A 6,837-nucleotide genomic window follows, 5' to 3' on the forward strand; every position below is an offset into this window, starting at 1 on the left:
CCGAATTCGCGGGCGAAGGCCCGGGAGAACCTAAGGGAGTAAGGGAAGACTCATGACGGAGCTCACGATCCGTCCCGAGGAGATCCGGGACGCGCTGGAGCGCTTCGTCTCGTCGTACGAGCCTTCGGCCGCGAACGTCGACGAGATCGGTACGGTCATCGAGATCGGCGACGGGATCGCCAAGGTCGAGGGACTGCCCTCGGCCATGACGAACGAGCTGCTGAAGTTCGAGGACGGGACCCTCGGCATCGCGCTGAACCTGGACGTGCGGGAGATCGGTGTGGTCGTCATGGGCGACTACGCCGAGATCGAGGAGGGCCAGACGGTCCGCCGCACCGGCGAGATCCTGTCCACCCCGGTCGGCGACGGCTTCCTCGGCCGGGTGGTCAACCCGCTGGGCGACCCGATCGACGGCCTCGGCCCGATCGAGGCGGAGACCCGGCGCGTGCTGGAACTGCAGGCCCCCTCGGTCATGCAGCGCCAGTCGGTCAACGAGCCGCTGCAGACCGGCATCAAGGCCATCGACTCGATGACCCCGATCGGCCGCGGCCAGCGCCAGCTGATCATCGGCGACCGGCAGACCGGCAAGACCGCGGTCTGCATCGACACCATCCTGAACCAGAAGGCGAACTGGGCCACCGGCGACCCGAAGAAGCAGGTGCGCTGCATCTACGTCGCCATCGGCCAGAAGGGTTCGACGATCGCCGCGGTGCGCCAGGCGCTGGAGGACAACGGCGCGCTGGAGTACACCACGATCGTCGCCGCCCCGGCGTCCGACCCGGCCGGCTTCAAGTACCTGGCGCCGTACACGGGTTCTGCGATCGGCCAGCACTGGATGTACGCCGGCAAGCACGTGCTGATCGTGTTCGACGACCTGTCCAAGCAGGCCGAGGCGTACCGCGCGATGTCCCTGCTGCTGCGCCGCCCGCCGGGCCGCGAGGCCTACCCCGGCGACGTGTTCTACTTGCACTCCCGGCTGCTGGAGCGCTGCGCGAAGCTGTCCGACGACATGGGCGCCGGCTCGCTGACCGGTCTGCCGATCGTGGAGACCAAGGGCAACGACATCTCCGCATTCATCCCGACCAACGTCATCTCCATCACCGACGGCCAGTGCTTCCTGGAGACCGACCTGTTCAACTCGGGCGTGCGCCCGGCGGTGAACGTCGGTACCTCGGTCTCCCGGGTCGGCGGCGCGGCGCAGGTCAAGTCGATGCGGCAGGTCTCCGGCTCGCTGCGAGTCGACCTGGCGCAGTTCCGCGACCTGGAGGCCTTCGCGGCCTTCGCGTCAGACCTCGACGACGCGTCCAAGGCGCAGCTGGCCCGCGGGCAGCGCATGGTGGAGCTGCTCAAGCAGCCGCAGTACACCCCGTACCCGGTCGAGGACCAGGTCGTCTCGATCTGGTCGGGCACCTCGGGCGAGCTGGACGAGGTCCCGGTCGAGGACGTGCGCCGGTTCGAGCGCGAGTTCCTCGACCACCTCAAGTCCGCGCACCCGGAGATCCTGCAGAGCATCGCGTCGACCAACGACAAGCTCTCCGACGACACGATCAACCTGCTGCGCTCGGCGATCGACGGCTTCAAGAACACCTTCGAGACCAGCGCGGGCACCCTGCTGCGCGGCGGCGAGGCGGCCACGCCGCTGGACCGCTCCGAGGTGGGCCAGGAGACGATCACCCGGCACGCGAAGGGCTAAGGCGCCTACCGTGAGCACTGTGCAGCCCGGCGCGTCCGGGCAGTTCGAATCCGGAAGGGAGGGCTGAGGCCGTGGGAGCGCAACTTCGCGTCTATCGGCGGCGCATCGCGTCCGTCTCCTCGACGAAGAAGATCACCCGCGCCCAGGAGCTGATCGCCACGGCGCGCATCGTCAAGGCGCAGCAGCGCGTCGCGCAGTCGACCCCGTACGCGCGGGAGATCACCCGCGCGGTCTCCGCGGTCGCCTCGCACTCCAACGCCAAGCACCCGCTGATCGGCGAGCGGCCGCAGCTGCGGCGCGCGGCGATCCTGCTGATCACCGCAGACCGCGGCTTCGCCGGCGCGTACAACACCGGCGCGATCAAGCAGGCGGAGCAGCTGGCCGCGCTGCTGGTCGGCGAGGGCAAGGAGGTCGACAGGTACGTGGTCGGCCGCAAGGGCGCCGGGTACTACCGGTTCCGCGGGGTCCAGCTGGCCGGGGAGTGGAGCGGATTCTCCGACAACCCGCAGTACGGCGACGCGGCGGCGATCGGCGACGCGCTGATCGAGGCCTTCGAGAAGGGCGGCGAGAACGGCGGCGTGGACGAGATCCACGTGGTCTCCACCCGCTTCGTCTCGATGCTCTCGCAGAACCCGGTCGCGGCGCGCTTCCTGCCGCTGGAGATCGAGGAGACCACCGAGGCCCCGGCCGGAGGCGTCTTCCCGCTCTACGAGTTCGAGCCCTCACCCGCCGAGGTGCTCGACGCGCTGCTGCCGCACTACATCAAGGCGCGGCTGTTCAACGCGCTGCTGCAGTCCGCGGCCTCCGAGCACGCGGCGCGGCGGCGGGCGATGAAGTCGGCGACGGACAACGCCACCGAGCTCATCAAGACCTACACCCGGCTGGCCAACGGTGCCCGCCAGGCGGAGATCACCCAGGAGATCAGCGAGATCGTCGGCGGCGCGAACGCATTGGCCGACGCCTCGGCGGAGAACCAGTAGTTATGAGACAGCGCCGATCAGAACTGAAGGCCGCTGAGACCGTGACGGAGAAAAGATGACGACGACCACTGAGACCACGACCGGCGTCGGCCGCGTCTCGCGGATCATCGGCCCCGTCGTCGACGTGGAGTTCCCCGTCGACGCGATGCCGGAGATCTTCAACGCGCTGACGATCGACTACGACTTCCAGGGCGAGACCCGCACGCTGACCCTCGAGGTCGCCCAGCACGTGGGCGACAACATGGTCCGCGCGATCGCGATGAAGCCGACCGACGGCCTGGTGCGCGGCGCCGAGGTGAAGGACACCGGCGAGGCCATCTCGGTGCCGGTCGGCGACATCACCAAGGGCCACGTGTTCAACGTGACCGGCGAGGTGCTCAACCTCAAGGAGGGCGAGCGCTTCGAGGTCAACGAGCGCTGGCCGATCCACCGCAAGGCGCCCAGCTTCGACCAGCTGGACTCGAAGACCGAGATGTTCACCACCGGCATCAAGGTCATCGACCTGCTCACCCCCTACGTCAACGGCGGCAAGATCGGCCTGTTCGGCGGCGCGGGCGTGGGCAAGACCGTGCTGATCCAGGAGCTGATCTACCGGGTCGCCGAGAACTTCGGCGGTGTGTCGGTGTTCGCCGGCGTCGGCGAGCGCACCCGTGAGGGCAACGACCTGATCGCGGAGATGACCGAGACCGGCGTCATCGAGAAGACGGCCCTGGTCTACGGCCAGATGGACGAGCCGCCGGGCACCCGTCTGCGGGTCGCCCTGTCCGCGCTGACCATGGCGGAGTACTTCCGCGATGTGCAGAAGCAGGACGTGCTGCTGTTCATCGACAACATCTTCCGCTTCACCCAGGCCGGTTCCGAGGTGTCCACGCTGCTCGGCCGTATGCCGTCCGCGGTGGGTTACCAGCCGACCCTGGCGGACGAGATGGGTGAGCTGCAGGAGCGGATCACCAGCACCCGTGGTCACTCGATCACCTCGGTGCAGGCGATCTACGTGCCCGCCGACGACATCACCGACCCGGCGCCGCACACCACCTTCGCCCACCTGGACGCGACGACGGTGCTCAGCCGCCCGATCACCCAGAAGGGCATCTACCCGGCCGTGGACCCGCTGGACTCCACCAGCCGGATCCTCGACCCGCGGTACATCTCGCAGGACCACTACGAGACCGCCTCGCGGGTCAAGGCGATCCTGCAGAAGTATCGCGACCTGCAGGACATCATCGCGATCCTGGGCGTGGACGAGCTTTCCGAAGAGGACAAGCTCACAGTGCAGCGGGCCCGGCGCATCGAGCGCTTCCTGTCGCAGAACACGTTCGTCGCGAAGACGTTCACCGGCCTCGAGGGATCGTTCGTGCCGCTGGACGAGACCATCGCGGCGTTCACGGCGATCGCGGACGGCAAGTACGACCACGTGCCGGAGCAGGCGTTCTTCATGTGCGGCGGTCTCGAGGACCTCGAGCGCAAGTACAAGGAACTGACCAAGTAGCAGCAGCAGTCCGCACCGTCTCCGCCGGGATCGGGAGCAGCACGAGTAGCGCTCCTGCTCCCGGCGGACACGGATACGGGTCGCCAGCCTTTCGCATCAAGAGTGGAGGAGCCGCACCGTGGCTGAACTCGAAGTGGCGCTGGTCGCGGCCGACCGCGAGGTCTGGTCCGGCAAGGCGTCCATGGTGATCGCCAAGACGGCGGACGGCGACGTCGGCGTCATGCCCGGCCACCAGCCGATCATGTCGGTGCTGAAGCCCTCGGTCGCCGTGATCAAGACGATCGAGGACGGTGCGCCGGGGGAGACGCTGCGGGTGGCGCTGCACGGCGGCTTCATCGCGGTGGACGAGAACCGGGTCTCGCTGCTGAGCGAGTCGGCGGAGCTGAGCAGCGAGATCGACGTCGCGCGCGCGGAGGAGGCGCTGGCCCGCGCCCGCGCCGGCGAGTTCGACAAGGATTCCGAGGCCGCGGCTGAGCGCGCTGAGCTGCGCCTGAGGGCGGCGGGTCGGCTTACCGCACAGTAGGTGCGCAAAAGTTCGTCGGCGCAAGAGATACTACGTATACGAGTCACGTCGGGTGGTAGTACGTAGCACCGATCGGCGAGGGCCGGCTGCGAGAAGGACAACGCAGCCGATCGCGAGCGAGGTGCGAGTGAGCGGCGACAACGGAGAAGCGTGCACGCAACGGTGAGCGGTCTCGGCGAGCGGTGGCGGTGTCGGTGATGATCCTCACCGCGCTGCTGGAATGGCTCGCCGCCGTGGCACTGGTGTTGCTCTGTGCCATAGGCGCGTTGTTCACCCGGCGGGTGGTGATCCGTCGCCGTGGTGGCACTTTCGATTGCAGCCTGCGTCTGACCCCTGGGTCGGCGCGGGCTGCGGTGCATTTCGGTCAGTCCCACGCGCAGGCGAGCGAGGCCGAGGGCCACTACCGCGCGGCCGCCCGAGGCGAGCCAGGCGAACCGCACCGGCGCGGCACCCGCACCCCATTCAGCGCGTCAGCCGTGCGTGCGGGCCGAGGCTGGTCCTACGGAATAGCGCAATACGAGAACGACCGCATCGACTGGTACCGCATCTTCTCCTACGCGTACCGCCCCGCCGCGGTGCTCACCCGCCGAGACCTCGACGTCGTCGGCCGCCGCGATGCGGAGGGCCAAGAGGAGTTGGCGCTCTTCCCCGGCTGGACGATCGTGGAGTGCAAGTTCGGCACCGGCTTGGTGGAACTCGCCATGTCCCCTGACGCGCTCACCGGCTTCCTGTCGTGGCTGGAGGCGGCCCCGCCTGGGCAGGACGTCAGCCGCGTCTCCTGACGGGCGCGCGCTCTGCCGCCTCGCTGACGCTCGGCGGCTCTGCACGCTGAACCTGACCCGCCCACCCGCCCTGCTCCGCGCCCTCGCTGGCGCTCGGCCGCTACGCGAACCAGGCGCTGCCGCGCACGCGCTCCGCGCTGAACGCTGCGCTGCGGCGACTGAATCGCCGCCTACGCCGGTGCGCTCACGTGAGGCGATAATCCGCCGTTGTGCCATGAACGCGTGGGCACAATGGACCGATTCTCTGTGTGCGGCAACCTTTTCGGGTCTTCGGGGCCACTTAGGGGCGCGCGTTCCCACGCGCCATTGGTTTCGCCGGACCGGCCTGGAGGTCGCATGAACTCGAGCGCTTTACCCGTCAGAGCCCGAAAGAGACGACTACGCGTCCTGTACGCGACCGGAACCGCGGCAGCGGTTGCGGCGGCGGCTGGGGCTATGGTGCTCGCGAATCAGGCGTCTGCTGCGTCGACGTTGCGGGCGGGGGCGGAGGCGCAGGGCCGGTATTTCGGTACCGAGTTGACCGGCAGCATGCCCTCCAACCAGACCATCGCCTCGATCGCCGGCACCCAGTTCGACATGGTCACCCCCGGCAACGAGATGAAGTGGGACACCACCGAGCCCTCCAACGGCTCCTACAACTTCTCCCCGGGCGATGGCATCGTCTCCTTCGCCCAGAACCACACCATGCGCGTGCGCGGCCACAACCTGGTCTGGCACTCCCAACTGCCCTCCTGGGTCAGCTCCCTGCCGCTCAATCAGGTGCAGGGCGCGATGGAGGCGCACATCACCACCGAGGTCACCCACTACAAGGGCAAGATCTACGCCTGGGACGTGGTCAACGAGCCCTTCAACGACGACGGCTCCTACCGCCAGGACGTGTTCTACAACGCCTTCGGCGGCGGCGAGCAGTACATCGCCGACGCGATCAAGACCGCGCACGCCGCCGACCCGGGCGCCAAGCTGTATCTGAACGACTACAACATCGAGGGCGAGAACGCCAAGAGCAACGCGATGTACACCCTCGCCCAGCAACTGCTCGCTCAGGGCGTGCCGCTGGGCGGCATCGGCCTGGAAAGCCATTTCATCGTCGGGCAGGTACCCAGCAGCATGCAGGCGAACATGCAGCGGTTCGCCGCCCTCGGGCTGGATGTGGCGGTCACCGAACTGGATGACCGCATCCCGCTGCCGGCCTCCAGCAGCAACCTGCAGCAACAGGCCACCGACTACGCCAACATCACCAAGTGGTGCCTGAGCGTCTCGCGCTGTGTCGGGGTCAGCCAGTGGGGCGTGGGCGACGCGGACTCCTGGATCCCGGGCACCTTCTCCGGCTACGGCGCCGCCACCATGTACGACAACAACTACCAGCCCAA

At 68.2% G+C, this 6,837-nt stretch carries 6 protein-coding genes; all 6 read left to right on the forward strand.

All coding sequences use genetic code 11. The annotated features are described in order from the left end of the window. Positions 1 to 52: 52 nt before the first annotated feature. Positions 53 to 1,693 carry a F0F1 ATP synthase subunit alpha gene (gene atpA, locus VFA06_RS14340; RefSeq protein ID WP_324841045.1) on the forward strand — a complete coding sequence of 547 codons (1,641 nt, stop codon included), beginning with the start codon at positions 53 to 55 and terminating at the stop codon, positions 1,691 to 1,693. A gap of 71 nt (positions 1,694 to 1,764) precedes the next feature. Further along, complete coding sequence (locus VFA06_RS14345; protein ID WP_324841046.1) at positions 1,765 to 2,673, forward strand: F0F1 ATP synthase subunit gamma; 909 nt, start codon at positions 1,765 to 1,767, stop codon at positions 2,671 to 2,673. Between the two features lie 55 nt (positions 2,674 to 2,728). Further along, positions 2,729 to 4,162 carry a F0F1 ATP synthase subunit beta gene (gene atpD, locus VFA06_RS14350; protein WP_324841047.1) on the forward strand — a complete coding sequence of 478 codons (1,434 nt, stop codon included), beginning with the start codon at positions 2,729 to 2,731 and terminating at the stop codon, positions 4,160 to 4,162. Positions 4,163 to 4,280: 118 nt separating this feature from the next. Continuing rightward, the gene (locus tag VFA06_RS14355; RefSeq protein WP_324841048.1) at positions 4,281 to 4,685 is read left to right on the forward strand and encodes a F0F1 ATP synthase subunit epsilon; all 405 of its coding nucleotides are present in this window, start codon (positions 4,281 to 4,283) and stop codon (positions 4,683 to 4,685) included. Between the two features lie 197 nt (positions 4,686 to 4,882). Further along, the gene (locus VFA06_RS14360) at positions 4,883 to 5,467 is read left to right on the forward strand and encodes a DUF2550 domain-containing protein (RefSeq protein WP_324841049.1); all 585 of its coding nucleotides are present in this window, start codon (positions 4,883 to 4,885) and stop codon (positions 5,465 to 5,467) included. A gap of 435 nt (positions 5,468 to 5,902) precedes the next feature. After that, on the forward strand, positions 5,903 to 6,837 hold a 935-nt coding region (locus VFA06_RS14365; RefSeq protein ID WP_324841050.1), incomplete at its 3' end, for an endo-1,4-beta-xylanase.

This window comes from Actinocrinis sp. (assembly GCF_035653575.1).
Classification (GTDB): Bacteria; Actinomycetota; Actinomycetes; order Streptomycetales; family Catenulisporaceae; genus Actinocrinis.

Coding starts and splice junctions, on each gene's coding strand:
- VFA06_RS14360 (WP_324841049.1), top strand. CDS start 4,883: ATGATCCTCACCGCGCTGCTGGAATGGCTCGCCGCCGTGGCACTGGTG.
- atpA (WP_324841045.1), top strand. CDS start 53: ATGACGGAGCTCACGATCCGTCCCGAGGAGATCCGGGACGCGCTGGAG.
- atpD (WP_324841047.1), top strand. CDS start 2,729: ATGACGACGACCACTGAGACCACGACCGGCGTCGGCCGCGTCTCGCGG.